This is a genomic window from Halovibrio variabilis (genome assembly GCF_007991175.1).
Lineage (GTDB): Bacteria > Pseudomonadota > Gammaproteobacteria > Pseudomonadales > Halomonadaceae > Vreelandella > Vreelandella variabilis.
The window spans coordinates 351,485-375,810 of the sequence record NZ_BJXV01000002.1 but is presented as its reverse complement, the minus strand read 5'-3'; the positions used below and the strand labels follow the sequence as shown (position 1 = coordinate 375,810).

Below are 24,326 nucleotides of genomic sequence, written 5' to 3'. Positions count from 1 at the left end.
TGGCTTGTTTTTGCATTTGCTGCCCCCATGTTGCGAGCATGGCGCTTGCTACCATGCGCTGGGGTTCTTAAAATTGCCCCCTTGAACTTATTACACGCCATCAATACAACGCCCAGCCGTTAGAGGACAATTCATGCAAGTTTCTGTTGAGACGACCTCCCCGATCGAACGCCGCATTACTATTCAAGTGCCGGCGGCCGAAATTGACGAGGCCGTTAATGCTCGCTTGAAAGACACCGCGAAGAATGTTCGCTTGAACGGTTTTCGCCAGGGCCATGTGCCGATGGCAGTGGTTCGTCAGCGCTACGGCCAAGATGCACGCGACGAAGTCGTCAGCGAAGTAATGCGTGAACGCTATGTGCGCGCGATCACGGAAGAAGGTCTGAACCCTGCCGGTTTCCCGAAAATCGAGCCATCGATCAATGAGTCGGGCCAAGATTTAGAGTTCGTCGCGGTAATGGAGATCTACCCGCAGATCGAGCTGGCCTCCATCGAAGGTACGGATATCGAACGTCCGGTCGTTGCCGTTAGCGACGCGGATGTGGAAGAAATGATTGATACGTTGCGTAAGCAAAACGCAGCATGGGAAGAAGTTGACGCCGCTGCTGCCGATGGTGATCAAGTCACTATTGATTTCCAGGGCTATATTGACGATGAGCCGTTTGAAGGCGGCAGCGCTGAAGGCCACTCGCTGGTTATCGGTTCCAACAGCTTTATCCCAGGCTTTGAAGAGCAGTTGATTGGCGCTAAAGCCGGTGATGAAAAAAGCCTTCAGGTGACCTTCCCGGATGATTACCAGGCGGAACATTTGGCCGGTAAAGAAGCGACCTTCAACGTTAAGGTGCACAAGGTTAGCCGCCAGACGCTGCCCGAGGTAGACGCGGAGTTTATCGAGCGTTTTGGGGTTGAAGACGGCGATCAGGAAAAATTCCGCGCTGAAATCAAGAAAAACATGACCCGTGAAGCAGCGCAAGCGATTGATAATCGCGTTAAGCAGCAAGTGCTTGATGCGCTTAAAGAAGTCAATGAGATTCCGGTGCCAAGCGCGCTTGTTCAGCAAGAAACCGATGGCATGAAGCGCCAAGCAGCGCAGCAGTTCGGTTTAGGCGAAGATTTTGACGTCAGCCAACTGCCTAACGAGCTGTTTGAAGAGCAGGCGAAAGGCCGCGTTCAAGTCGGCCTGCTACTTGCCGAAGTGATCAAGGCGAATGAGCTTGATGCTGACGATGATGCTATCAGAGCGAAGGTGGCTGAGCTGGCTGAGCAGTACCAGGATCCTGATGAAGTGGTTAGCTACTACATGGGTAATGAAGAGTTAAAAACTCAGGTAAAATCTGCCATTCTTGAAGAGAAAGCAGTGGCGAAATTGCTTGAGCAGACGAACATTAAAGACATTGAAATGTCTTACCAGCAAGCCCTTGCCGCTGCGCAACAGCAAGCAGAGCAAGATGAGGGTGCTGAAGAAGGCGAGCAAGCTAGCGCCTAACACCCTGGAACGTGGCGCACCTCTATGTCGGTGCGCCTTTCCCTTCCCGGACGCAAGGAATCACCTGAATGAGTGAGTTTGATATTCAAAACGCCGGCGGTTTAGTGCCCATGGTGGTTGAGCAAAGCGCCAAAGGGGAAAGAGCCTACGACATTTACTCACGCCTGTTAAAAGAGCGTGTGATCTTTTTGGTCGGGCCGGTAGAAGACTACACGGCAAATCTGATTGTCGCGCAAATGCTGTTCCTGGAGTCGGAAAATCCGGACAAAGATATTCACCTGTATATTAATTCACCAGGTGGTTCGGTGAGCGCGGGCATGTCGATTTACGATACCATGCAGTTTATTAAACCTGATGTGTCTACCGTGTGTATTGGCCAAGCGGCCAGTATGGGCGCGTTGCTCTTGACCGCAGGCGCTGAGAACAAGCGTTACTGTTTGCCCAATTCCCGGGTCATGATCCACCAGCCCCTAGGCGGTTATCAGGGTCAGGCATCGGATATTGAAATCCATACCCGTGAAATTCTGGGTATTCGTGAGAAGCTGAATCAGATTCTTGCCCATCACACGGGCCAAGACATTGACGATGTCTCGCGTGATACCGATCGGGATAATTTCATGAGCGCCAATCAGGCCAAAGAGTACGGCTTGATTGATGCAGTGCTGGATAAGCGGCCTACATCCTGATAGCGTAATAGGATTCTGCTTTTCTAACGAGCTTTTCCGGCGGCGTAAGCCGCCGCAGTGATAGAGGTATACGAATGGCCGACGGCAAAGGCAAGGACGAAGGTGGCAAACTGCTTTACTGCTCGTTTTGTGGTAAAAACCAAAACGAAGTACGTAAGCTGATTGCGGGCCCGTCCGTTTATATCTGCGATGAGTGTGTCGACTTATGCAATGACATCATTCGCGAGGAAGTTCTCGAAGCCGATGCCGAGAGCGATGAGGAGCGTTTACCTACGCCTCGCGAAATACGTTATACGTTAGACGACTACGTCATTGGACAAGATCGCGCTAAAATGGTGCTTTCTGTAGCGGTGTATAACCACTACAAGCGTCTGAAAACGGATGTACGCGACGGCGATGTTGAGCTAGGTAAATCCAATATTCTGCTGATTGGTCCTACCGGTAGTGGTAAAACACTATTGGCAGAGACCATGGCACGGCTGTTGAATGTACCTTTTACCATTGCTGATGCAACCACGCTGACGGAAGCCGGCTATGTCGGTGAAGATGTTGAAAACATCATCCAAAAGCTGTTGCAAAAGTGCGATTACGACGTCGAAAAAGCCGAGCGCGGGATTGTTTATATTGATGAAATCGATAAGATTTCACGTAAATCTGATAATCCATCCATCACTCGTGATGTGTCGGGTGAGGGCGTGCAGCAAGCGTTGCTGAAGTTAATCGAAGGCACCACGGCTTCGGTGCCGCCGCAAGGCGGTCGCAAACATCCGCAGCAGGAATTTGTTCAGGTTAATACGGCTAATATCCTGTTTATCGTCGGCGGTGCCTTTGCCGGTCTTGATAAAGTTATTCGAGATCGTGCTGAAAAAGGCGGCATCGGTTTCAATGCGGCAGTGAAAAGCAAAGAGTCTTCGCGTGGCGTAGGCGAACTGCTAGCCGATGTTGAGCCCGACGACTTGGTCAAATTTGGCTTAATTCCTGAATTTGTAGGTCGTTTGCCGATCATTGCGACGCTGATGGAGCTCACCGAAGACGCGTTGGTGCAGATTCTCACCGAACCCAAAAACTCACTGATCAAGCAGTACGTTAAACTGTTTGAAATGGAAGATGTGACGCTTGAGTTCAGAGAGGAAGCGCTGCGTGCGGTGGCTGAGAAAGCCATGGAACGTAAAACAGGGGCTCGCGGGCTGCGCTCTATTCTAGAGTCAGTGCTGCTGGATACCATGTACGAGATTCCATCGCTTGAAGGCGTTACCAAGGTCGTCATTGATGCCTCCGTCATTGCCGGTGAGAGCGAGCCCATACTGATCTACTCCCAGCAGGAAGAAGCTCGTGTCGACGGCACTGATGGCTAGTGGCTAATCGAGGCGTCCCGCGGCCCAGCTTCAACCGCTTGCGCTAAATCAAGGGGTCGCCTAGGCGGCCCCTTGTTATTGCAGCGTGTTGTTGTAAAGCGTACTGCAGGACGCTGATGTGAAGCCAGTGGCGACGTACAGCACGTGAAGTGTTACTCCGCAGTCTACTCAATGCTAACGTTTGTCTATCTAGCGTATTGACGGCTGCGCAGTACTTTTCCAAGTACTCCATCAAGTACTCATCCGATTGTCGAGGAACGTCTGCGATGCAGCAGAACGCCGAACAGACACAATGTCTACCCCTTTTGCCTTTGCGTGATGTGGTTGTCTATCCGCAAATGGTCATCCCTTTGTTTGTAGGTCGTGAAAAGTCTATCCAGGCGCTCGAAGCGGCGATGGAGACTGATAAGCGTGTGTTACTGGTAGCTCAGCGAGAAGCGTCTCAAGATGAGCCAGATAACGCCGACCTTTATTCAATGGGTACCGTGGCTGACATTATGCAGTTGCTTAAGCTGCCTGATGGTACGGTCAAAGTCCTTATTGAAGGTAATTTTCGCGCGGATGTCCTGAAGGTTGAGGAAAATACCGCCGGCTATACCCAGGCGCATCTAACACCGCGAGAAAGTGAGCCGCTGACCAGCCGTGAGCAAGAAGCGCTGGTTCGCGTACTGCTTAATCAGTTTGAGCAGTACGTCAAACTGTCTAAAAAAGTCCCTAACGAAGTACTTAATTCGCTGTCGGGCATTGAAGATCCTAGCCGCTTGGTCGATACCATTTGTGCCCATTTATCGCTGAAAATTGGCGATAAGCAGGAATTGCTAGAGATGGACCGGGTGCGTGATCGTATCGAGCACCTGATGGCGCTGATTGAGTCTGAAATCGATCTGCTTCAAGTCGAAAAGCGCATCCGCTCGCGGGTTAAAGAGCAGATGGAGAAAACCCAGCGCGAGTACTATCTCAACGAGCAGATGAAAGCTATCCAGAAAGAAATGGGTGAGCTGGATAATGTGCCCAATGAGACCGACAAGTACGAGCAGTCGATCAAAGAATCGGGCATGCCAAAAGAGGCCGCTGACAAAGCCACCCAAGAGCTTAATAAGCTTAAGATGATGGCTTCTAATTCAGCTGAGGCCACCGTGGTGCGCTCTTATCTGGATTGGTTAATCGCGGTGCCGTGGAAAAAACGCACCCGTGTTAAGCACGATCTCGTCAAGGCGCAGCAGGTACTGGATGAAGACCACTACGGTCTAGAAGAAGTCAAAGCGCGTATCCTGGAATATCTTGCCGTGCAGAAACGTGTGCGTAAGATGAAAGGCCCAGTGCTGTGCCTCGTTGGCCCGCCTGGGGTGGGCAAGACCTCGCTTGGCCAGTCCATCGCCCGTGCCACCAACCGTAAGTATGTCCGCCTAGCGTTAGGCGGCGTGCGTGATGAGTCGGAAATTCGTGGTCATCGGCGCACCTATATCGGCTCGTTGCCGGGTAAATTAATGCAGCGTATGAGCCGTGCCGGGGTTAAAAACCCGCTGTTCCTGTTAGACGAAGTCGACAAGCTAGGCATGGACCATCGCGGTGATCCTGCCTCTGCACTGCTCGAAGTGCTTGACCCAGAACAGAACAACAGCTTTAGCGATCACTATCTGGAGCTCGACTACGATCTCTCCGAGACGCTGTTCATCTGTACCGCTAACTCGATGAATATTCCCAGTGCGCTACTTGACCGCATGGAGATTATTCGTCTGCCGGGTTACACCGAAGATGAGAAGTTGGCGATCGCTAAACGCTACTTATTGCCCAAGCAATTAGCCGCTAACGGTTTAAAAGGCGATGAGCTAACGCTGGAAGACAGCGCATTGTTAGAGCTTATTCGCTACTACACCCGAGAAGCGGGTGTGCGTGAGTTAGAACGGCAAATTGCCAAGGTGTCGCGTAAGGTGCTGCGTGAGCGGATCGAGAAAGAGCGCGATTCACCGGCCAGCCAAGAAGGTCAGAGCTTGACCGCCGAGCAAATTGAGCACTACGCGGGCGTACGCCGCTACAGCTACGGCTTAGCCGAGCAGGATGACCAGATTGGCCGGGTGACGGGGCTGGCCTGGACCTCGGTCGGTGGTGAATTGCTCAACATTGAGTCGGTGGTGACGCCGGGTAAAGGGCGCATCAACAAGACCGGTTCACTGGGCGATGTGATGAAAGAGTCGGTTAGTGCTGCGCAAACGGTTGTACGTGCCAGAGCAGAAGCGTATGGCATTGACCCCGAGCGTTTCGAAAAAGAGGATCTACATATTCACGTGCCTGAAGGGGCAACGCCGAAGGATGGCCCCAGCGCGGGTATTGCCATGGTGACGGCGATTGTGTCTGCCTATACCCAGCGGGCGGTACGCTGCGATGTCGCTATGACCGGTGAAGTCAATCTGCGTGGCGAGGTATTGCCGATTGGTGGGTTGAAGGAGAAATTGCTGGCAGCCCGCCGCGGTGGTATAAAGACAGTGCTAATTCCTGAAGAAAACCGCCGTGATCTCAAGGAAGTACCCGACAATATCAAAGATGCATTAGATATTCGTCCGGTACGTTGGATAGATGATGTGTTAGCCGTCGCACTCGCCGATAACAGCGCAGAAGGTGCGCCGCTAAAAAGCACCGAAGCATCGTTTAGCAATAGCGTTGTTGCCAGTACCCATTAAGCTTTTAAAGTCCGCATTGGTCTTTAATTTTACTTAATATTGTGCCCGCTGCTTTGTGTGGCGGGTTTCTTGCGGCATGGTTGCTTGACAGATGTTTCAAGGCATTGCTATAAAACGCAGCTAAGTTTTGACCGTCGTAACCATCGGTGACCATGCCGTTCAGAACCATTTTATGAAACAGTCAAGGGGTGAAGAGTGAATAAGTCCGAGCTGATTGAAGCCATTGCCGCGTCTGCAGATATTCCCAAAGCTGCGGCAACCCGCGCATTGGATGCCATGGTAGAGTCTGTCACCGACAGTCTGAAAAAGGGTGAGAGCGTATCACTGGTGGGCTTTGGTACCTTCGCGATTAAAGAGCGCGCTGCTCGCACCGGTCGCAACCCACAAACGGGCCAACCGATTGAGATCAGTGCAGCAAAAGTACCCAGTTTCAAAGCAGGCAAGGCACTGAAAGACGCCGTTAACTAATTTGTCCGCATTTGCTGTAATCTAATGGGCGCATCGCATTGGCGATGCGCCCATGTTATTTTCTGGCCCACTTTTTATTAGTGGCCGATTTGTTTGGCTGTGACTATCTGAGGCTAGCATGCTGCAAAGTATTCGAGATGGCTCCAGGAGCTGGGGTGCCAAAATTATTATCGGTGTCATGGTCGCGGCCATGGCGCTTTTCGGGATTGAGTCCCTGTTTGGTCTTTTAGGTGATGATCCTGACGAAGTGGCAAGCGTTAATGGTCAGCCCATTATGCGTCAGCAGGTAGAGCTTGAGGTTCAGCGCGCGCTACGTTCAGGGCAGGTGCCGCCAGAGCAAGAGCGAGCCTTGCGCAGCGATGTGCTTGATCAGCTCATTACCCAGCAATTGCTATCGCAGTACGCTGAAGAGGGCGGCTTTGCCGTGTCTGAGGAGCAGCTGGACCAGTTAATTGTTAGCCTGCCGGAGTTTCAGGATCAGGATGGGCGCTTCTCGGCGGAGGTGTTTCGCAACCGTTTAGCGGGCGCTGGCTATACGCCGCTCTCCTTTCGGCAAGAGTTGCGCGTTGATATCCAGCGTCAGCATTTGCAGCAAGGGTTAGCCGGCAGTGATTTTAGTCTTCCAAGTGAACAAGCGCGTTTAGCCGAACTGCAGCGTCAGCAGCGTAGCTTCCGCTACGTCATTCTCAATGGTGACGATCTTGATACTGAGATCAATGTCGGCGAAGACGATGTGCAGGCCTACTATGAAGCGAATCATGAGCGTTATGAGCGTCCCGAGCAGGTACGCCTTGAATATGTTGTGATCAATCGTCAAGCCATGGCGGAAGGGCGTGATGTCGATGAAGAAGCATTGCGTGACGCATGGCGCGAGCAAAATCGTGGCGCTGATCGGCGCGTTTCGCACATCATGATCACCTTTGGTGATGAGCGCTCCCGTGAAGAGGCCAAGGCCTTAGCAGAAACCGCCCGTGAAGCCTTGGATGATGGCGAAACGTTTGAAGAGACGGCTGCACGCTACTCTGACGATACCGCCAGCGCTGAAGAGGGCGGCGACCTTGGCGTGATCAGCCGCGGCTTTTTTGGCGATACCTTTGATGAAGCCGCCTTTGGTCTCGAAGAGGGCGAGATTTCCCAGCCGGTTGCGTTGGAAAACGCGTTTCATATTATTCAGGTAACGGATATACAGGGCCCCTCTTTTGCGGAGCAGCGCGATGAGTTGGCGCGTGAGGTGGCACTTCGCGAGGTTGACGATGAGTTTAATCAGCAGGTTCAGCAGCTCATCGATGAAAGTTTTGCCGCCGACGATCTACAAAGCGTTGCCGATGAGATTGGCTTGACCCTCAATGAGAGTCGCTGGCTTGCTCGCAACGACGAAGTCGAGGGCGTTTTATCAGAGCCCGGCGTAATGTCGGCAGCGTTTAGCGACGATGTGCTTGAAGAGGGTTACAACAGCGATGTAATTGAGCTAGACCAAGACCGCCGGCTAGTGCTGCGTGTCGCTGAGCAGCGCGACGCGACGCTGTTACCGCTGGATGAAGTGCGCGATGAAGTTGAAATGTCTGTGGCCGCTGAGCAGCAGCAACAAGCGCTGCAGGAGGAAGCACAAGCACGTATTGCCCAGCTTCAAGATAATGACGACGTCGATATCGATTGGCTCGAAGCCAATGCGGTGAGTCGGCAATCAGATACCACTGTGCCTCAACTGATTGTTCAAGAAGCCTTCCGCATGACGCGCCCTGAAGAGGGTGAGAGTGTCTACCGCGCCGTTGAATTGCCCCAAGGCGTTGCTCTGGTGGCTTTAGATAGCGTTACCGACGGTGAGGTTAATGAGCAGATGGAGACATTTGTCTCGCAAATGGCCGAGCAGTTACGTGCTCAATCGGTGATGCAGGGATTGATTGATGACCTGCGCAGCGATGCAGACATAGAGCGTTAGAAGCGTTTAAGCAGGCCAAAAAAAGCCGATCTCACGATCGGCTTTTTTATACCCGCCAACAGCAATCAGGCGTCAGGTAATTCGGTTAAAGAAAACTGACGCAGCCGTGGCGCCGTATGGTCGGCGCGCTCAACGACGATATCCCAGCCATGCTGGGCATCCCAGTCGCCTAGCACATAGCGTTTGGCGGGGACTTCTTCAACCGTCAGGTCGTGCACCTTGGGGCGGTGGGTGTGGCCGTGAATCATGGTGGTAACCCCGTACTGCGCCATCACCTTGATGACCTCCTGCTGGGTGACATCCATGATCGCTTCCGCTTTATTGGCGTTGGCCTCGCCCGATTGCATGCGCAGGCTTTGTGCTAACGCCACGCGCTGTTCCAGCGGTAAGGCAAGCATTTGGGCCTGCCACTCTGGGTCGCGAGACTGCTGACGAAACGCCATATAGGCTTCATCCTGGGTGCACAGCGTATCACCATGAAGGATCACCGTGGGGACGCCCTGAATTTCGACTTCCTCGATATCCGGTAGCAGCATTGCCTGACAGGCCGCCACAAAGCGTTCACCGAGCAGGAAGTCGCGGTTACCGTGCATGAGGTAAACGGCAGTCCCGTCGCTTGAAAGCGTGCGTAAACGCTTAATGACCTCTTGGGCAATGCCGCTAAGCGGGTGTGTGTTGACATCAAGTAGGTCGTCGCCAATCCAGGCATCGAAGAGATCGCCCAAAATGTACAGCGCGTCGGCCCCAGCGGCGGTGTGCTCCAGGTAGCGGTAAAACCCCTGATTAAGCTCAGGGGTATCGCCACTTAGATGCAGGTCGGCAACAAGCAGTGTGCGCATAAAGCTCCCGGGATTATTCCGCATCCTTGACGTAAGCGCGCTCGATGACGACGTCTTCAGCGGGTACGTCGGCATGCATGCCACGGCGGGTGGTGGCGACGTTTTTAATCTCGTTAACGACGTCCATGCCGTCAACGACTTCGCCAAACACCGCATAGCCCCAGCCTTGGAGGCTTTTGCCGCTGTGGTCAAGAAAGCTGTTATCGCCCACATTGATAAAGAATTGCGCCGTAGCAGAGTGGGGGTCCTGGGTGCGCGCCATGGCCAGCGTGCCGATGGTGTTTTTCAAGCCGTTGTCGGCTTCGTTGTCGATGGGGTCGCGGGTCGGCTTTTGGTTAAAGTCTTTATCGAAGCCGCCGCCTTGGACCATGAAGCCGTCAATGACACGGTGAAACAAGGTATTGTCATAAAATCCGTCGCGAACATACTGCTCAAAATTCGCCGCGCTAATCGGCGCTTTTTCGTGGTTAAGGGCGACGGTGATGTCACCGTGGTTCGTCTGTAATACGATCATGGATAAATTCCTGTTCAATAAAGGCGTTCGCCTTGGCGCTGTGCATCGGCGTCACGTTATAATAGCTGTTTTGCCCTGCACCGCGAAGACCCATAGGCGTATCCTATGTTTTCAGAACCTATGTTTTCAGAACCTATGTTCGCGCGGCTCAGTACGCCATCCACCACGAGGTTATCAACACCGCCATGACCAACGAGACCACCCCAGCGCCGAACTTCATTCGTAACCAAGTAAGCGACGAACTCGAGGGCGGCCAGGTCACTAAAATCGTGACGCGCTTCCCCCCCGAGCCAAATGGCTTTTTGCATATCGGCCATGCCAAGTCGATCTGTCTAAACTTCGGGTTGGCGGAGCAACTGGGTGGCGAGTGTCATCTGCGTTTTGACGACACCAACCCGGCCAAAGAAGAGCAGGCCTACATCGACGCGATCAAGGAAGATGTCAGCTGGCTAGGCTTTGAATGGGCAGGCCCAGTGCGCTTTGCCTCCGACTACTTCGACCAGCTCTATGCCTGGGCGCAGCACCTGATGCGTGAAGGCAAGGCCTACGTCGACGATCTTTCACCGGATGAAATTCGTGAGTACCGCGGCACCCTGACAGCGCCGGGTACGCCCAGCCCCTACCGTGAACGCAGCGTGGAAGAAAATCTCGATTTGCTCGAACGTATGCGCGAAGGTGAGTTTGGCGAAAGTGAAAAAGTGGTGCGCGCCAAAATTGATATGGCATCGCCGAACATCAATCTCCGCGATCCGATTATTTATCGCATTCGCCACGCCAGCCACCACCAGACGGGCGATAAGTGGAAAATTTATCCTTCTTACGACTTTACCCATGGCCAGTCGGATGCCATTGAAGGCGTTACCCACTCGATCTGCACGCTCGAATTTGAAGACCACCGCCCGCTTTACGAATGGTTTTTAAATAATCTACCGGTACCCACAAAGCCGCGTCAGATCGAGTTTGCGCGCCTCAACCTTGATTACACCCTGACCTCTAAGCGCAAGCTGAAGCTGCTGGTCGATGAAAATATTGTCGATGGCTGGGATGACCCGCGCATGCCGACTATTTCCGGCATGCGCCGCCGTGGCTACACGCCAGCGTCTATTCGTAAATTCTGCGAGATGATTGGCGTCACCCGCGCCGACGGAGGCTTGGTGGATATCGCCATGCTGACCCACGCGATTCGGTCAGACCTTGAAGATAGCGCACCGCGGGCCATGTGCGTGTTGAAACCGCTAAAAGTCGTGCTCACCAACGTGCCCGAAGACCACGAAGAAGTGTACGACGTGCCGGGCCACCCCGCCCGTGACGATATGACCATGCGCAAAGTGCCGTTTAGCCGCGAGCTGTATATCGATCAAGACGACTTTATGGAAGATGCGCCCAAAAAATTCTTCCGCCTCGCGCCGGGTAAAGAAGTACGCCTGCGTAATAGCTACGTGATTCGCTGCGACGAGGTGATTAAAGACGCCGCTGGTAACATCAGCGAACTTCACTGCTCGGTGGATTTCGATACCTTGGGCAAAAATCCGGAAGGACGTAAAGTCAAAGGCGTGATTCATTGGGTCAGCGCTGCCCACGGTCTGCCGTTGGAAGTGCGTCTTTATGACAACCTATTCACCGTTGAGCAGCCCGATCGGGATAAAGATGTTGATTTTCTGGAGCATCTAAACCCCGAGTCTTTGGTTGTTTGCCAGGCGATTGGTGAGCCAAGCCTCGCCGAGGCGACGCCCGAGTCGCGGTTCCAATTCGAGCGCATCGGCTACTTCTGCGCGGATCGTCACGATTCCACGCCGCAGCATTTGGTGTTTAACCGAACGGTAGGATTGAAAGATAGCTGGGCTAAAATCAAGCAGAAGGGCTAAGAAAAACATGGATAGCCAGATGCAAATTTACAATACGCTGACGCGTCGCAAAGAACCGTTCACCCCGCTTGAAGCGGGAAAAGTAAGCATGTATGTCTGCGGCATGACAGTGTATGACTATTGCCACCTGGGCCATGCCCGGGTGATGGTCGCCTTTGACGTCATTAGCCGTTATTTGCGTGAGCGTGGTTACGACGTTAACTATGTGCGCAACATTACCGATATTGACGATAAGATTCTCAAGCGTGCCGATGAAAATGGCGAAAGCATCACGACGCTGACCGAGCGCATGATTGCTGCCATGCACGAGGACGAGGCGCGCTTGTTTGTGCTGCCGCCGAGCCATGAACCCCGCGCCACCGGGCATGTTGACGATATCGTGGCAATGATTGAAACGCTGATTGAAAAAGGCTTTGCCTACGCCGCCGATAACGGTGATGTGTACTATCGCGTGCGCAAATTTGCCGATTACGGCAAGCTGAACAACCGTCAACTCGACGATATGCGTGCAGGTAGCCGGGTGGAAGTGGATATTCATAAAGAAGACCCGCTTGATTTTGTGCTTTGGAAAGCCGCCAAGCCGGGGGAGGCGCACTGGGCGTCCCCTTGGGGGAACGGCCGGCCAGGCTGGCATATTGAGTGCTCGGCAATGTCGACCTGCTGCTTGGGCGATACCTTCGATATTCATGGCGGCGGGCCGGATTTGACCTTTCCGCACCATGAAAACGAAATTGCGCAAAGTGAAGCAGCCACTGGTAAAACCTACGTCAATACCTGGATGCATGCTGGCGCTGTACGCGTGGATCAGGAGAAAATGTCAAAATCCCTGGGCAATTTCTTCACCATTCGCGATGTGCTGGCCGAGCACGACCCTGAAGTGGTGCGTTTTCTGTTGGTGGCTAGCCACTATCGTAGCCCGATTAACTACTCGCTAGACTCGCTGACCGAGGCGCGAAAATCGTTAACGCGTTTCTATACGGCGCTGGAAGGGGTTGAGCTTGGTGCTATCGCCAGCAGTGACGTTTCGGCTTACCGTGAGCGTTTTACCCAGGTGATGGACGATGATTTCAATACGCCTGAGGCGCTGGCGGTGCTGTTTGAGCTGGCCCGCGAGGTTAATCGCGCGAAACAAGAAAATCCTGAACAAGCGCCTAAACTGGCGGCTGAACTAAAACAGCTGGGGTCTATTTTGGGGCTGCTTCAGCAAGCGCCACAAACGTTCCTAAAAGGCACGCAGCAGCAGGGCATGCCGTTAAGTGAAAGCGAGATCGACGCCAAGATCGCCCAGCGTCAGCAAGCCAAAGAGAACAAAGACTTTGCCCAAGCCGATGCGATCCGCGATGAACTCGCAGCGCTAGGGATTATTCTGAAAGACTCACGGGAGGGAACGTCCTGGGTGCTAGAGGCAACTTAATGGCTGCCTAGCATTATCACTGAGTCGGTAGGCGCTGGGATAACGTTGATGGCTCTTACGCGAGAGGCTCTTATACTGAGTAAGTACCTTCGCCTACAAAAGCCAACGCACAAGGAATTTTAATATGCGCCTTTCAGCTAATGCTTTCATTGCCAAGCCATTAATCGCTGCCTGCGCCGTATCCATCGCGGCATTGTCTCCCGTTAGTGCCAACGAACCGGTGGTGGTTTCCTCCAAAATCGACACGGAAGGTTCGGTGCTGGGAGAACTGATTATTCAGACCTTAGAGCGCCACGATATCCCTACCGAACACCGCCTGCAGCTGGGGGGCACCAGCGTCGTTCGGGCTGCCTTGGAAGCGGGCGAAATTGACCTTTATCCAGAATACACGGGTAATGGCGCTTTCTTCTTCGATATGACCGATAGTTCCGTATGGAATAATGCGAATCAAGCTTATGAAACTGTTCGCGAGCTTGATGCGCAGCAAGGCCTGATATGGCTGCAGCCCGCCAGCGCTAATAACACCTGGGCCATAAGCATTCGCGAAGAGGTCGCCGCTGACAACGACCTGGTGAGTTTGGAAGATCTCGCGGACTATTTAGCTGAAGGCGGTAAGTTCAAGCTTGCCGCAAGCGCTGAGTTTGTGGAGTCTGCACAGGCGCTACCCGCTTTCCAGGAAGCCTATGGTTTTGAGTTAAGTGACGATCAACTGCTGGTACTTTCCGGCGGCAATACCGCCGCCACCATGCGGGCCGCCGCCCAGCAAACCAGCGGTGTCAATGCGGCAATGACCTACGGTACCGACGGTGGGTTAAGCGCGCTGGGCCTGGTCGTGTTGGAGGACTCGAAAGGCGTACAGCCGGTTTATCAGCCCGCCCCTGTGGTGCGTGAAGGTGTATTGGAAACGTACCCGGACATTGAACCGCTGCTCAATGACGTTTTCACCAGTCTCGATTTGGTTACTCTGCAAACGCTCAATGCCGATGTCGCCGTTAACGGGCTGTCTCCATCCCAAGTGGCCAGCGACTACCTCGATATGCTTAATAATTAATGCGCGATGTTTTTAAGAACCAACGCTGATGCTCGGGAAAACTAATTAATGTCGTTAATGGATGCGCTGCCCACTCCGCGGCTTCGCTGGGAAGGGCGGCGCCCTAACGGGGTACTCCTCAGCCTCAGCGTTGTCATGCTAGCGGCATTTTGGTCATTGGACGCGGTGAGCGTGGCGCCCAATCGCATTGTGGCCGGTACGGGGTACGGCGCGCTGGAAGCCTTCGGCTGGCCCGGTGTGCTACTCGCGACGCTACTGCTTTCCGCTATAGGTCTTTTTGCGTGGCAGCCTAGTACGCAGCACTATCGTGCGCTGCTAGCGTCGCTAATGGCATTGATGGCGTTGATGCCGGTAGGCTTAATTGCCAGCAGTTATTTACTCATTGATCCAGACCTTCCTCAGGCTCGCTTAGGCCTGGGGGCGGCGTATTGGGTCATTCTGTTTTTGCTGCTGCTGTGTTTAATTGAAATTCGTTTACGTCTGAAACTGAGCCGACTATGGCCAACGCTGCTGTTAACCGCGGTTGCGCTTATCTGGTGGCTGTGTGCCGCGCTTTGGCTGGACAGTCTCGCGCTGGTTCAGGAGTTCAGGGCGCGTGACGCGCAGTTTGTACGCGCTGTTGGTCAGCACATAACGCTGGTCAGCATCGCCGTCAGTATTAGCGTGGTAGTGGGCATGCTGCTAGCGATGTTGATGCGTCGCTATAGTCGCCTGCAAAAAGGCGCTTTTGCGCTGCTGAATTTTTTGCAGACGATTCCCAGCCTGGCGCTGTTCGGACTGCTGTTAGGCCCGCTGGCGTGGCTTGCCGCCAAGGTGCCATTTTTGGCTCAGCTAGGCGTTAGCGGTATTGGCACGGCCCCTGCGCTGATTGCGTTAATTGCCTATAGCCTGCTGCCGATGGTGCGTAATACCTATATCGCCCTTGAAGAAGTCAGCCCGGCAACGTTAGACGCTGCCAAAGGCATGGGTATGCGCAGCGGCCAGCGTTTTTGGCAGGTCCGCCTGCCGCTAGCGTTGCCGGTGCTGCTCGAAGGGGTGCGGATTACCACCGTTCAGGCGATTGGGCTTACCGCGGTTGCCGCCTTGATTGGCGCTGGCGGGTTAGGCACATTTATTTTTCAAGGCTTAGGCCAGGCCGCCATGGATATGGTGTTACTCGGCGCGCTGCCTATTCTCATGCTGGCTCTGGTGGTCGATGCAGGCTTAGGTGCCCTGGCAGAAGCGCTGCGCCCCGGAGGGATACAATGATAGAGCTTGCCCACGTCTCGAAGCGATTTGGCAATGAAACCGCGGTGGACGATATGTCACTGCACGTGCCGAAGGGCAAATTCTGTGCCCTGGTCGGCACCTCTGGCTGTGGCAAATCCACCACCCTTCGCATGATCAATCGCTTAATTGAGCACAGCGAGGGCGACATCATCCTCGATGGTCAGGCGATAAAAGAGTACGACCCGGTAAAATTGCGTCGCCGTATCGGCTATGTGATTCAACATACCGGGCTGTTTCCGCACTGGAGCGTGGTTCGCAATATCGGCCTGGTGCCGCGTTTATTGAAGTGGCCAGCGGCAGAGGTTCAGGCGCGAGTAGAAGAGTTGATGAACCTGTTAGGTTTGTCGGTGGGGGAGTTCGGGCATAAATATCCCCATCAGCTTTCCGGGGGGCAGGCGCAGCGCGTAGGCGTCGCCCGGGCGCTAGCGGCAGATCCCGATATTTTACTGATGGATGAACCCTTCGGCGCGCTGGATCCTATCACCCGAGAGAAACTCCAGGATGAGTTGGCTCGGCTCCAGGCGAAAATGCATAAAACCGTGGTATTCGTGACCCACGATATGGATGAAGCTCTCAAACTAGCAGACCATTTAGTAGTGATGCGCGCAGGGCGAATCGTCCAGCAGGGCTCGCCACTGGCGCTGCTGCAGCACCCCGTTGACCCTTTTGTCGAGTCGCTCCTGGGCGGGCTTGAACGAGGGCTTAAGCAGGCATCTTTAACGCGCGTTAAAGATCATATGACGTCTATGGGGCAAATGTTGCCCGCGCAGTCGCGTATTCCCGCCGATTTCTCACTGCGCCAGGCGCTCTCTATGATGCTGCGCGATCATTGCGACAGGCTTACCGTCGTCGACCAGCACGATGTGCCCATCGGTGAGCTATCGCTGCGCCGGATAATCAAGGAAGCTCAGTTGGATAAAGGAAGCGCGTGAGTAACTCGCTAAGCGCTGCGCCATCCCGCAAACAAGCCCCGCTGTGGCTGTGGCCCCTGTTGTGGGGGGCGCTGTTACTGATTAGCGTGGTCGCAATGGCCGCTGCGGAGCCGCTTTTTCGCTGGATCGAGCCCGATGCCCGACAGGTCATTTATGCCCGCGCCGATTTCTACGTACTGCTGGGTCGCCACCTGTTAGTGGTGGGGGTGGCCGCGGTCGTGACCATTGTGGTGGGTGTGTTAGCAGGGGTTTTGGTGACGCGCCAACGCGGCAGGGATTTTCTGCCGCTGGTGGGCCAGCTGGCTTCGCTGGGCCAAACCTTTCCCCCGGTGGCTGTGCTGGCGCTAGCGGTTCCCGCCTTGGGGTTTGGCACCTTGCCGATTATTGTCGCCTTGGTTCTGTATGGGCTACTTCCCATCGTGCGTAATACGCTGACCGGCCTGCAGGGGGTCGATAGCGATATCAAAACCGCGGCCCACGCCATGGGCATGACGCCGATACAAATCCTGCGACAGGTCGAGTTGCCGCTGGCGGCACCGGTTATTTTAGCCGGTGTGCGTACCTCGGTGACGATTAATATCGCCACCGCTGCCTTGGGGGCTACTGTCGGGGCCAGTAACCTGGGTGACCCGATTATTGCCGGCATCGTGAACGGCAATATGGCCTATGTGGTTCAAGGCGCGCTGACGATTGCCTTGCTGGCCCTGTCGGTGGATAGCCTGTTTGAAATCCTCCAACGTCAGCTACGCTCGCGTCTGTCATCTTAATCCTCTTCTGCGTCTTAAGTCGTATCCCTAACAGCCTAATGCTGCGTTAGTGTCTGAGTAGTTGTATTGATCCATGCCAGATAAACCCACTGGCATAAACGGTTAATACCAACAACACTGCCCTCAAAAGGGGTAAAACAAGGACAATAATGATGACTCAGTACGTACACCAGCCGGCCTTTATGACCGGCGACGAAGTTACGATTCCTACCTTTGGTCTACTCAACCCGGACGGTAAGCTCTACGGCGGTGCTGTTGAGCCCGCACTTGAGCGTCACCACGCCCGGCGTATCTATCAGGCGATGCTGGCCACGCGGGTTCTCGATGAACGCATGATGGCGGCTCAGCGCCAGGGGCGGCTCAGCTTTTATATGCAGTGCACGGGTGAAGAGGCGGCCGTGGTGGGCGCCACCGCTGCGCTTAATGACGCCGATATGATCATGGCCCAATACCGCGAACAGGGCGCCTTGATGTACCGCGGCTTCTCCATCGACGAATTTATGAATCAGCTGTTCGGCAACGAGCTGGACTACGGCAAAGGCCGCCAAATGCCGATTCACTATGGGTCGCGCAAGCTGCACTACATGACCATCTCGTCGCCGTTGGCCACCCAGATTCCCCAGGCGACGGGTTACGCCTATGGGCAAAAGCTCGCCGGCCAAGGTCACTGCACGCTGACCTTCTTTGGTGAAGGCGCTGCCTCTGAAGGTGATTTCCACGCTGCGCTGAACATGGCGGCGGTGCACCAGGTACCGGTGATTTTCTTCTGTCGTAACAACGGCTATGCCATTTCCACCCCCGCCGTCGAGCAGTACGCCGCCGACGGTATCGCCCCGCGCGCCTTTGGCTATCTTATGCATGTGATCCGCGTGGATGGCAACGACGTATTGGCGGTGTATGAGGCGACGCGTCAAGCTCGCGAGATTGCCGTTGAACACAATCAACCGGTGCTTATTGAAGCCATGAGCTACCGGCTTGCCGCGCACTCATCCTCCGATGACCCTTCAGGCTATCGCTCAAAAGATGAAGAAGCGCTGTGGCGTGCCAAAGACCCATTGCTGCGGCTGCAAAAATGGCTGTTGAACAAGCAGTGGTGGAGTGAAGAGGAGGAAGTCTCTCAACAGGAAACCCTGCGCCGTGACGTGCTCGACACCATGAAGCGAGCAGAGAAACGCTCATCGCCACCCCTGGACAGCCTGATTAGCGATGTATATGCGGACATTACCCCTGCGCTACAGCGTCAGTTTGATCAGTTAAAACGCCATATCCGTCGCTACCCCGAGGCCTATCCCCGCGGGGCAACGTCATTGGACTTAGACGTGGGCGCCGAGACTGATTCCCAAGGGGAGGCGTAACATGGCCACCATGAATATGCTCCAGGCGATTAATAACGCCCTGGATATCGCCATGGCAGAGGATGAAAAAGTCATCTGCTTTGGTGAAGACGTGGGGATTTTCGGCGGCGTCTTTCGGGCCACTAGCCACCTGCAGGAAAAGCACGGCAAGGCTCGCTGCTTCAACACGCCGCTGGTCGAACAGGGCATTATCGGCTTTGCCAACGGCTTGGCGGCCCAGGGCTCTGTGCCTGTTGCCGAGATTCAGTTTGCCGATTATATCTTTCCCGCCTTTGACCAAATCGTGAATGAAACCGCCAAGTTCCGCTACCGCTCCGGTGATCTGTTTAACGTCGGCGGGCTGACCATTCGCACCCCTTACGGCGGCGGTATCGCGGGCGGCCTCTATCACTCCCAATCCCCTGAAGCCTATTTCACCCATACCCCGGGTTTAAAGGTGGTGGTACCGCGTAATCCCTATCAGGCCAAAGGGCTACTGCTCGCGGCTATTCGCGACCCGGATCCAGTGCTTTTCCTGGAGCCAAAGCGCCTCTACCGCGCCGCCGTGGGCGAAGTGCCCGAAGAGGATTACCAGCTACCCATTGGTGAAGCCGACATCACCAAAGAGGGCACGGATATTAGTGTGGTGGGTTGGGGCGCGCAGATGGAAGTGATCGGCAAAGCGGTCGAGCTAGCCGAAGAGCAGGGCATCGCCTGTGAAGTCATTGACCTGAGAACGCTGTTGCCTTGGGATGCCGACACCGTCGTTGAGTCGGTGCTTAAGACCGGCCGTTTAGTGGTTAGCCATGAAGCGCCACTGACCGGCGGCTTTGCGGGCGAAGTTGCCGCCACTATTCAAGAGCGTTGTTTTCTCTACCTGGAATCGCCGATTGCCAGGGTGACAGGGCTGGATACGCCTTTTCCACTGGTGCTGGAAAAAGAGTACCTGCCCGATCATCTGAAGATTTTTGAAGCGATTCGCGAAAGCGTCAACTTTTAGCGCTGAGGAGAACAACAATGAGTGATTTTTTACTGCCGGATATTGGCGAAGGCATCGTCGAGTGCGAAGTCGTTGAATGGCGCGTCGCTGAAGGCGATCAAATTGAAGAAGACCAGCCCATCGTTGAAGTCATGACCGACAAGGCGCTGGTGGAGATTACCGCGCCCGAAGCGGGTGTTGTCACCAAGCTTCATGTGGTCCAAGGGCAAATTGCCAAAGTGCATGCGCCGCTATTTGCCTATCAGGTGGAAGGGGAGAATCAGACCAGCGAACCGACTGGCAACAATAAGAGTGAGGCTGATACAGAAACGGCCGCCAGTGAAAAGCCGAGTGAACGGGCGGCAGAACCCTCCACCGCTACAGCTACGTCGGCTGCTGGCCGCTTATCTTACAAGGTTCCCGCCAGCCCCGCCGTTAGACGCTTGGTGCGTGAACACGCTTTACAGCTCACGGAGATCGCGGGTAGCGGTAAAGATGGCAGGGTGCTAAAAGAGGATGTGCTAACGCATCTTGACCAAGCATCGCAAACCGCTACCCCATCCAGCCAAGTAGCGGTTAAAACCCAAGCCGAAAGCAGCGTGCCCAGGGTAGAGCCACTGCGCGGCGTGCGCGCGGTGATGGCCAAGCGCATGGTGGAAGCGGCGAGCACCATTCCCCATTTTCACTACGGCGAAGAGATTGATGTGACCGAACTGCTGGCGCTACGGGAGCGCTTAAAGCCATTGGCAGAGGCCCAGGGTGAACGGCTGACGCTGATGCCGTTGTTTATGAAAGCCATGGCACTGGCGGTCGCCAAAGAACCCATTATGAATGCACAGTTAAATGCCGCGGGGGATGAGCTGCATTATTACCCCCAGTGCAATATCGGTATGGCGGTGGATAGCAAAGCAGGCCTGATGGTGCCCAATGTTAAAAATGTTGAACGCCTAACCCTGTTGGAAATTGCCCGGGAAGTGGGACGACTAACCAACTCAGCGCGGGAGGGGCGGGTTGATCAGGCTGATCTAAAGGGTGGCACCATCAGTATTTCCAATATCGGTGCGCTGGGAGGGACCTATGCCGCACCGATTATTAACGCCCCGGAAGCCGCCATTGTGGCGATCGGCAAAACCCAGTGGCTGCCACGTTTTGATGACCAGGGCGTCGTGCAGCGCCGCGCGATTATGACGATTACCTGGGCAGGCGATCACCGCTTTATCGACGGCGGTACCATTGCGCGCTTCTGTAATTGCTGGAAAGGCTTTTTGGAGACACCGGAAACAATGCTGCTTCATTTGGGCTAACAGGCCACACTATGCCCCAAGCACCGCTTCAGCAGTTTTACATACCTGAAGAGCAGTCGGTTTATCTGCTCAGTCATCATGATGCCCGCAAGCTTAAAGACTGGGTGGCGCTGTGTCAGGCGCAGCTTACCCAGTTGGGCTACCAAGATATTGAGTTGATTGGTAAAGGCGCCTACGGCTTTGTATTTGCCGGTAGCACCGTCCACCAAGGCGCTATCGCTCACTACGTGTTTAAGTTTTCGCGCATTACCCTACCTACCCATTTGCAGGAGCGCCTCGAAGAAGAGGCGTTTATGCTCGATCAGGTCTCACACCCGCGAATCCCCAGCCTGATTGCTTATCAGCGTACCAGAGGGCAATCTATTTTAGTCATGGAGCGAGCGCCCGGCTGGAATTTAGAGCAGGTATCGCTTAAGCAGGGGCGCCTCTCTCCACGCTTGATTGTTCGCATTGCGGCGCAGTTGGCCGATATTCTCACCGCACTGCGCCGAGAGTCAGGGCCCCAGGCGCGCCCAGTGGTGCATGGCGATATTAAGCCGTCCAATGTGGTCTTTGACCCAGGACATGAATCTATTGCACTTATCGATTGGGGCTCATCGGTATTTGCCCAGCTAGACGCACAGCTGCAGTTTGTGGGCGCCAATGTGATGGAGCTGATGTCGGATAACCTGCAGCAAACCAATGCTCGTCTGGGCGATGTTTATTTTATTGGCGAAGAGCAGTTAAACGGCGCACTCTCTTCGCCGCGCTTTGATGAGCAGGGCGCGGCGGGGACCCTGTATGCCCTGGCGTCGGCGCAATCCTGCCGCTTTGGCCACCGCGCCATTCCCGCTTGTTCGCTGGGCCTGCCCATGGAGTTTGCGCGTACCTTGGATGGCATGCTCGACCCTGACCCCCAGGTGCGGCGCAAAGCCGGCGACTACTTTTTAAACAACATGCCGCGTATGGCCAGGGTGGTGATGATTGATCTGCCTGCATCGCGCAATGTACCGCTGGTACCCGTATGGGCGCGTCCTGCAGATCAGGAAATAGAGACCGTGGTGTATAGCTCGCGCAAAGCCTTTCTACGCGAAGCAGGCGCTCAAGAAACCCTGAATGATGTCAACGATGTACAGCTCGACCGCTACTACAAGCAGTTTATGCAGGGCATGGGCGAAACCGAGAAAGCCTTTTTGGCGTCGGTGAGCCGCTTGGGAAAATACCCGGTGGTGGGGGGCTTGGCGCTGCGTTGGGAACGCGAAGGGGTGTATATCGATTCGTCGTTAAATTTACACGACCCGGCGTTGAAGCCCGCCTTTATCGAAGCGGTGAATAACATGGTGCATTTGGCGCGGGCGATTCACCGCCAAGGGGTATTCAAAAGCTGCCTGTTTAATGCCCGCCAAACCCTTCACCTGGAACGTGCATCAGCAGATGAACCCTTTGTCAGTGACGCGAAGATGGCGATTGACTACGAGCTAAGCGCGGTACCGGAGCTTGAGGATCGCTCCCGTCAGCACAGCTACTTTGAGGACGGCCCCGACCCCGAGGAGTTGCTGGTACTGCCGGATGCCATTATGCAGGCGCTGCAACAGCTCAACGCTATTCATCATACCGGGATGATTATCTTTGAGGCGCTACCTCGGCATCTCAAAATCCATAGCTATTACCGTTTGCTGGATCCTGCTCGAGAAGAAGCGTTCCGCACACTGCTGGCGCGTATTCTCACCTCGGTAAACCAAATAGAGGGCCTAGGCGTGTCGGGCTACATGAAAATGCCCTATAAAGACACCCGCTATTTTACCCACTTGGAAAGCCAGCCAGAGCGCTATTACCCCCGCGATCCACGGGGGTACGTTAAAAAATTAGCCTACTAAAATGAAAGCCATTTATTGGTTCGTTGTGCCTATCACCGCTGACTGGGTGGCTAACCAGTTTGCCAGTTGCTCAGTGAGCGTATCGCTGGCACGGCCAAAGGCATCGACAACATCAGCTATCTCTACACTGCTGGCTTGGGCGCGAGCGGTGAGGCTGCGCGCAGCGAGTGGCCTGCGGCTTTGAGCTTCGATCAACTGTACGTCTAACGCCACCTTAGCGCTTGGCAGCCCATTATCGTATTCGCTCTGAAAGTGGCGTAGCTCACTCAACAGCAGCAAGTCAGAGGGAAGGTTGGCACTGCCTACGCTCGCAAACAGCTGGCGCTGCTGTAGGCCCTCTATCAGTTGCGCCTGGAGCAACTCCGGGGTGTCTGCGTGCCAGCGAGCGCCTGCGTATACGTTCACGACGTTGCTGGCTGGGTAGACCACGATGCGGTTGCTACCCAGCAAGTGGCCAGCTTCAGGCTGGGCAACACCCAGACGCCTAGTGGTCATCGCCGACTCCACGGGTGAAGCGCTAGGCTGAATATCCGCAGAGGGTAACCGATAGAGGGTCGCCGGTTCATCTGCAGGCAGTATTGAACAGCCACTGCTCAGTAATAGTGCGGCACTGAGGATGGCGATAACAGTGAGACGGAAAATCATGGGCGAAACTCCTCTACCTGATCACGGCCGAGGAAAAAGTCGGTTGGGCTCTCCTCTAGCTGGCGGGTAATACGATCCAGCGTATCGAGCGTGGAGCGCAGTGACGACAGCGCCGGGGCAATATCCTGCGCGCCCTGTAAACTGCCTTCAATAGCCCCAGCGTTAGTCTCCACTAACTGCTCGATGCGCTGCGCCGCACGTGCCACATCGCGGCTTGCGTCGGCGGCGCTCAGCATCACCAGTCGGCCATCTTGACGCAGCAACTGTATCGCTTCCTGGCTCAGTGCATCGATACTGTCGAGAGTGGTCGTTGCCTGGCGAGACGCCTCACCAAAAAACGCCATGTTTTGGTTTAAAGCGTCCTGCTGGGAGGCAATCATGTCAGTGATCTGGGCAATGTTAGTCAGGATATTGCCCGCCTGCTCGCGGTTACTGTCGTCAAACAGTTGGTTAACGCTAATCAGAATTGAATTGATGTTTTCGATCATTTCTTCGCCTTCATCGAACAGCGTGGCGATGGGTGAAGGGTCTGCCTGAATAAACGGTACATTGTCGTCGGTTTGGTCAATCAACATCGGACTTTCTGGCGATCCACCATGGAGTTGAACGGACATGCTGCCGGTGATGCTGGTAATGGCCAGCTTAGCGCGGGTGTCCGATTTTATCGGCGTATCATCGTAGACCCGGATACTGGCAATGACTTGGCGTGGGTCGTCAGGGTTCAGGGTTAGTTCGGTGACTTCACCGACTTCAATGCCGTTGTACTGCACCGTACTGCCTTCTGATAAACCGCTAACGCTGCGTTCAAAAAGGATGCGATAGGGATGGTAGCTGCGCTCGCCCGCGGCATAGTTCATCCACAGCGCAAACAGCAGTGCAGCCGCGGCGGTACCCAAGGTAAATAGACCAATTAACACGTGATGCGCGCGGGTTTCCATCTGCTGT

20 protein-coding genes are annotated in these 24,326 nt (G+C 54.6%); 16 read left to right on the top strand and 4 right to left on the bottom strand.

The window, feature by feature from the left end; genetic code table 11:
• Positions 1-133 precede the first annotated feature (133 nt).
• From tig to HVA01_RS03650, 6 genes are all read left to right on the top strand, one after another.
• The gene (gene tig / locus HVA01_RS03675; RefSeq protein WP_146873170.1) at positions 134-1,486 is read left to right on the top strand and encodes a trigger factor; all 1,353 of its coding nucleotides are present in this window, start codon (positions 134-136) and stop codon (positions 1,484-1,486) included.
• Positions 1,487-1,554: 68 nt separating this feature from the next.
• On the top strand, positions 1,555-2,172 hold the full coding sequence (gene clpP, locus HVA01_RS03670; protein ID WP_146873169.1) for an ATP-dependent Clp endopeptidase proteolytic subunit ClpP: 618 nt from the start codon (positions 1,555-1,557) through the stop codon (positions 2,170-2,172).
• Between the two features lie 74 nt (positions 2,173-2,246).
• Positions 2,247-3,527, top strand: a complete 1,281-nt coding sequence (gene clpX / locus HVA01_RS03665) for an ATP-dependent Clp protease ATP-binding subunit ClpX (protein ID WP_146873168.1) — start codon at positions 2,247-2,249, stop codon at positions 3,525-3,527.
• Between the two features lie 266 nt (positions 3,528-3,793).
• Complete coding sequence (lon, locus tag HVA01_RS03660) at positions 3,794-6,205, top strand: endopeptidase La (RefSeq protein ID WP_146873167.1); 2,412 nt, start codon at positions 3,794-3,796, stop codon at positions 6,203-6,205.
• Between the two features lie 195 nt (positions 6,206-6,400).
• Positions 6,401-6,673 carry a non-specific DNA-binding protein Hbs gene (hbs, locus tag HVA01_RS03655; RefSeq protein WP_009724302.1) on the top strand — a complete coding sequence of 91 codons (273 nt, stop codon included), beginning with the start codon at positions 6,401-6,403 and terminating at the stop codon, positions 6,671-6,673.
• 118 nt (positions 6,674-6,791) lie between these two features.
• Positions 6,792-8,612, top strand: coding sequence for a SurA N-terminal domain-containing protein (locus HVA01_RS03650; protein ID WP_146873166.1), 1,821 nt, complete (start codon positions 6,792-6,794; stop codon positions 8,610-8,612).
• Between the two features lie 65 nt (positions 8,613-8,677).
• On the opposite strand, the gene HVA01_RS03645 is transcribed toward HVA01_RS03650, so the two are convergent.
• Complete coding sequence (locus tag HVA01_RS03645) at positions 8,678-9,451, bottom strand: UDP-2,3-diacylglucosamine diphosphatase (RefSeq protein ID WP_146873165.1); 774 nt, start codon at positions 9,449-9,451, stop codon at positions 8,678-8,680.
• A 13-nt stretch (positions 9,452-9,464) separates the two neighbouring features.
• Positions 9,465-9,965 (bottom strand): peptidylprolyl isomerase, encoded by a 501-nt coding sequence (locus tag HVA01_RS03640; protein ID WP_146873164.1) that lies wholly within the window; start codon positions 9,963-9,965, stop codon positions 9,465-9,467.
• Positions 9,966-10,150: 185 nt separating this feature from the next.
• On the opposite strand from HVA01_RS03640, the gene HVA01_RS03635 reads away from it, so the two are divergent.
• From HVA01_RS03635 to HVA01_RS03590, 10 genes are all read left to right on the top strand, one after another.
• Positions 10,151-11,830: a glutamine--tRNA ligase/YqeY domain fusion protein gene (locus HVA01_RS03635; protein ID WP_146873163.1), complete on the top strand. Its 1,680-nt coding sequence runs from the start codon at positions 10,151-10,153 to the stop codon at positions 11,828-11,830.
• 19 nt (positions 11,831-11,849) lie between these two features.
• Complete coding sequence (gene cysS / locus HVA01_RS03630; RefSeq protein WP_174787754.1) at positions 11,850-13,244, top strand: cysteine--tRNA ligase; 1,395 nt, start codon at positions 11,850-11,852, stop codon at positions 13,242-13,244.
• A 124-nt stretch (positions 13,245-13,368) separates the two neighbouring features.
• The gene (gene osmF / locus HVA01_RS03625) at positions 13,369-14,295 is read left to right on the top strand and encodes a glycine betaine ABC transporter substrate-binding protein OsmF (RefSeq protein ID WP_146873161.1); all 927 of its coding nucleotides are present in this window, start codon (positions 13,369-13,371) and stop codon (positions 14,293-14,295) included.
• Between the two features lie 48 nt (positions 14,296-14,343).
• The gene (locus HVA01_RS03620) at positions 14,344-15,543 is read left to right on the top strand and encodes an ABC transporter permease (RefSeq protein WP_146873160.1); all 1,200 of its coding nucleotides are present in this window, start codon (positions 14,344-14,346) and stop codon (positions 15,541-15,543) included.
• On the top strand, positions 15,540-16,496 hold the full coding sequence (locus tag HVA01_RS03615) for an ABC transporter ATP-binding protein (RefSeq protein WP_146873159.1): 957 nt from the start codon (positions 15,540-15,542) through the stop codon (positions 16,494-16,496). Before HVA01_RS03620 ends, HVA01_RS03615 begins: the two co-directional genes overlap by 4 nt.
• Positions 16,493-17,263 carry an ABC transporter permease gene (locus HVA01_RS03610; RefSeq protein ID WP_146873158.1) on the top strand — a complete coding sequence of 257 codons (771 nt, stop codon included), beginning with the start codon at positions 16,493-16,495 and terminating at the stop codon, positions 17,261-17,263. Before HVA01_RS03615 ends, HVA01_RS03610 begins: the two co-directional genes overlap by 4 nt.
• Positions 17,264-17,415: 152 nt before the next feature.
• Positions 17,416-18,618: a thiamine pyrophosphate-dependent dehydrogenase E1 component subunit alpha gene (locus HVA01_RS03605; RefSeq protein ID WP_146873157.1), complete on the top strand. Its 1,203-nt coding sequence runs from the start codon at positions 17,416-17,418 to the stop codon at positions 18,616-18,618.
• Position 18,619: 1 nt separating this feature from the next.
• The gene (locus HVA01_RS03600) at positions 18,620-19,597 is read left to right on the top strand and encodes an alpha-ketoacid dehydrogenase subunit beta (RefSeq protein WP_146873156.1); all 978 of its coding nucleotides are present in this window, start codon (positions 18,620-18,622) and stop codon (positions 19,595-19,597) included.
• Between the two features lie 17 nt (positions 19,598-19,614).
• Positions 19,615-20,880: a 2-oxo acid dehydrogenase subunit E2 gene (locus HVA01_RS03595; RefSeq protein WP_146873155.1), complete on the top strand. Its 1,266-nt coding sequence runs from the start codon at positions 19,615-19,617 to the stop codon at positions 20,878-20,880.
• An 11-nt stretch (positions 20,881-20,891) separates the two neighbouring features.
• Positions 20,892-22,736, top strand: coding sequence for a protein kinase domain-containing protein (locus HVA01_RS03590; protein WP_146873154.1), 1,845 nt, complete (start codon positions 20,892-20,894; stop codon positions 22,734-22,736).
• Positions 22,737-22,748: 12 nt separating this feature from the next.
• Here HVA01_RS03590 and HVA01_RS03585 read toward each other — a convergent pair whose 3' ends face one another.
• Positions 22,749-23,381 carry an ABC-type transport auxiliary lipoprotein family protein gene (locus tag HVA01_RS03585; protein WP_146873153.1) on the bottom strand — a complete coding sequence of 211 codons (633 nt, stop codon included), beginning with the start codon at positions 23,379-23,381 and terminating at the stop codon, positions 22,749-22,751.
• Entirely contained in the window at positions 23,378-24,319 is a 942-nt protein-coding gene (locus tag HVA01_RS03580; protein ID WP_146873152.1) for an MlaD family protein, read from the bottom strand. Before HVA01_RS03580 ends, HVA01_RS03585 begins: the two co-directional genes overlap by 4 nt.
• Positions 24,320-24,326 lie beyond the last annotated feature (7 nt).

What these genes read in the sequence shown, in the direction of transcription:
- HVA01_RS03600 (WP_146873156.1), top strand. Translation starts at nt 18,620, where the DNA reads ATGGCCACCATGAATATGCTCCAGGCGATTAATAACGCCCTGGATATC.
- HVA01_RS03620 (WP_146873160.1), top strand. Translation starts at nt 14,344, where the DNA reads ATGTCGTTAATGGATGCGCTGCCCACTCCGCGGCTTCGCTGGGAAGGG.
- HVA01_RS03615 (WP_146873159.1), top strand. Translation starts at nt 15,540, where the DNA reads ATGATAGAGCTTGCCCACGTCTCGAAGCGATTTGGCAATGAAACCGCG.
- tig (WP_146873170.1), top strand. Translation starts at nt 134, where the DNA reads ATGCAAGTTTCTGTTGAGACGACCTCCCCGATCGAACGCCGCATTACT.
- HVA01_RS03590 (WP_146873154.1), top strand. Translation starts at nt 20,892, where the DNA reads ATGCCCCAAGCACCGCTTCAGCAGTTTTACATACCTGAAGAGCAGTCG.
- osmF (WP_146873161.1), top strand. Translation starts at nt 13,369, where the DNA reads ATGCGCCTTTCAGCTAATGCTTTCATTGCCAAGCCATTAATCGCTGCC.
- clpX (WP_146873168.1), top strand. Translation starts at nt 2,247, where the DNA reads ATGGCCGACGGCAAAGGCAAGGACGAAGGTGGCAAACTGCTTTACTGC.
- lon (WP_146873167.1), top strand. Translation starts at nt 3,794, where the DNA reads ATGCAGCAGAACGCCGAACAGACACAATGTCTACCCCTTTTGCCTTTG.
- HVA01_RS03635 (WP_146873163.1), top strand. Translation starts at nt 10,151, where the DNA reads ATGACCAACGAGACCACCCCAGCGCCGAACTTCATTCGTAACCAAGTA.
- HVA01_RS03580 (WP_146873152.1), bottom strand. Translation starts at nt 24,319, where the DNA reads ATGGAAACCCGCGCGCATCACGTGTTAATTGGTCTATTTACCTTGGGT.
- HVA01_RS03595 (WP_146873155.1), top strand. Translation starts at nt 19,615, where the DNA reads ATGAGTGATTTTTTACTGCCGGATATTGGCGAAGGCATCGTCGAGTGC.
- cysS (WP_174787754.1), top strand. Translation starts at nt 11,850, where the DNA reads ATGCAAATTTACAATACGCTGACGCGTCGCAAAGAACCGTTCACCCCG.
- HVA01_RS03585 (WP_146873153.1), bottom strand. Translation starts at nt 23,381, where the DNA reads ATGATTTTCCGTCTCACTGTTATCGCCATCCTCAGTGCCGCACTATTA.
- clpP (WP_146873169.1), top strand. Translation starts at nt 1,555, where the DNA reads ATGAGTGAGTTTGATATTCAAAACGCCGGCGGTTTAGTGCCCATGGTG.
- HVA01_RS03640 (WP_146873164.1), bottom strand. Translation starts at nt 9,965, where the DNA reads ATGATCGTATTACAGACGAACCACGGTGACATCACCGTCGCCCTTAAC.
- HVA01_RS03645 (WP_146873165.1), bottom strand. Translation starts at nt 9,451, where the DNA reads ATGCGCACACTGCTTGTTGCCGACCTGCATCTAAGTGGCGATACCCCT.
- HVA01_RS03650 (WP_146873166.1), top strand. Translation starts at nt 6,792, where the DNA reads ATGCTGCAAAGTATTCGAGATGGCTCCAGGAGCTGGGGTGCCAAAATT.
- HVA01_RS03605 (WP_146873157.1), top strand. Translation starts at nt 17,416, where the DNA reads ATGACTCAGTACGTACACCAGCCGGCCTTTATGACCGGCGACGAAGTT.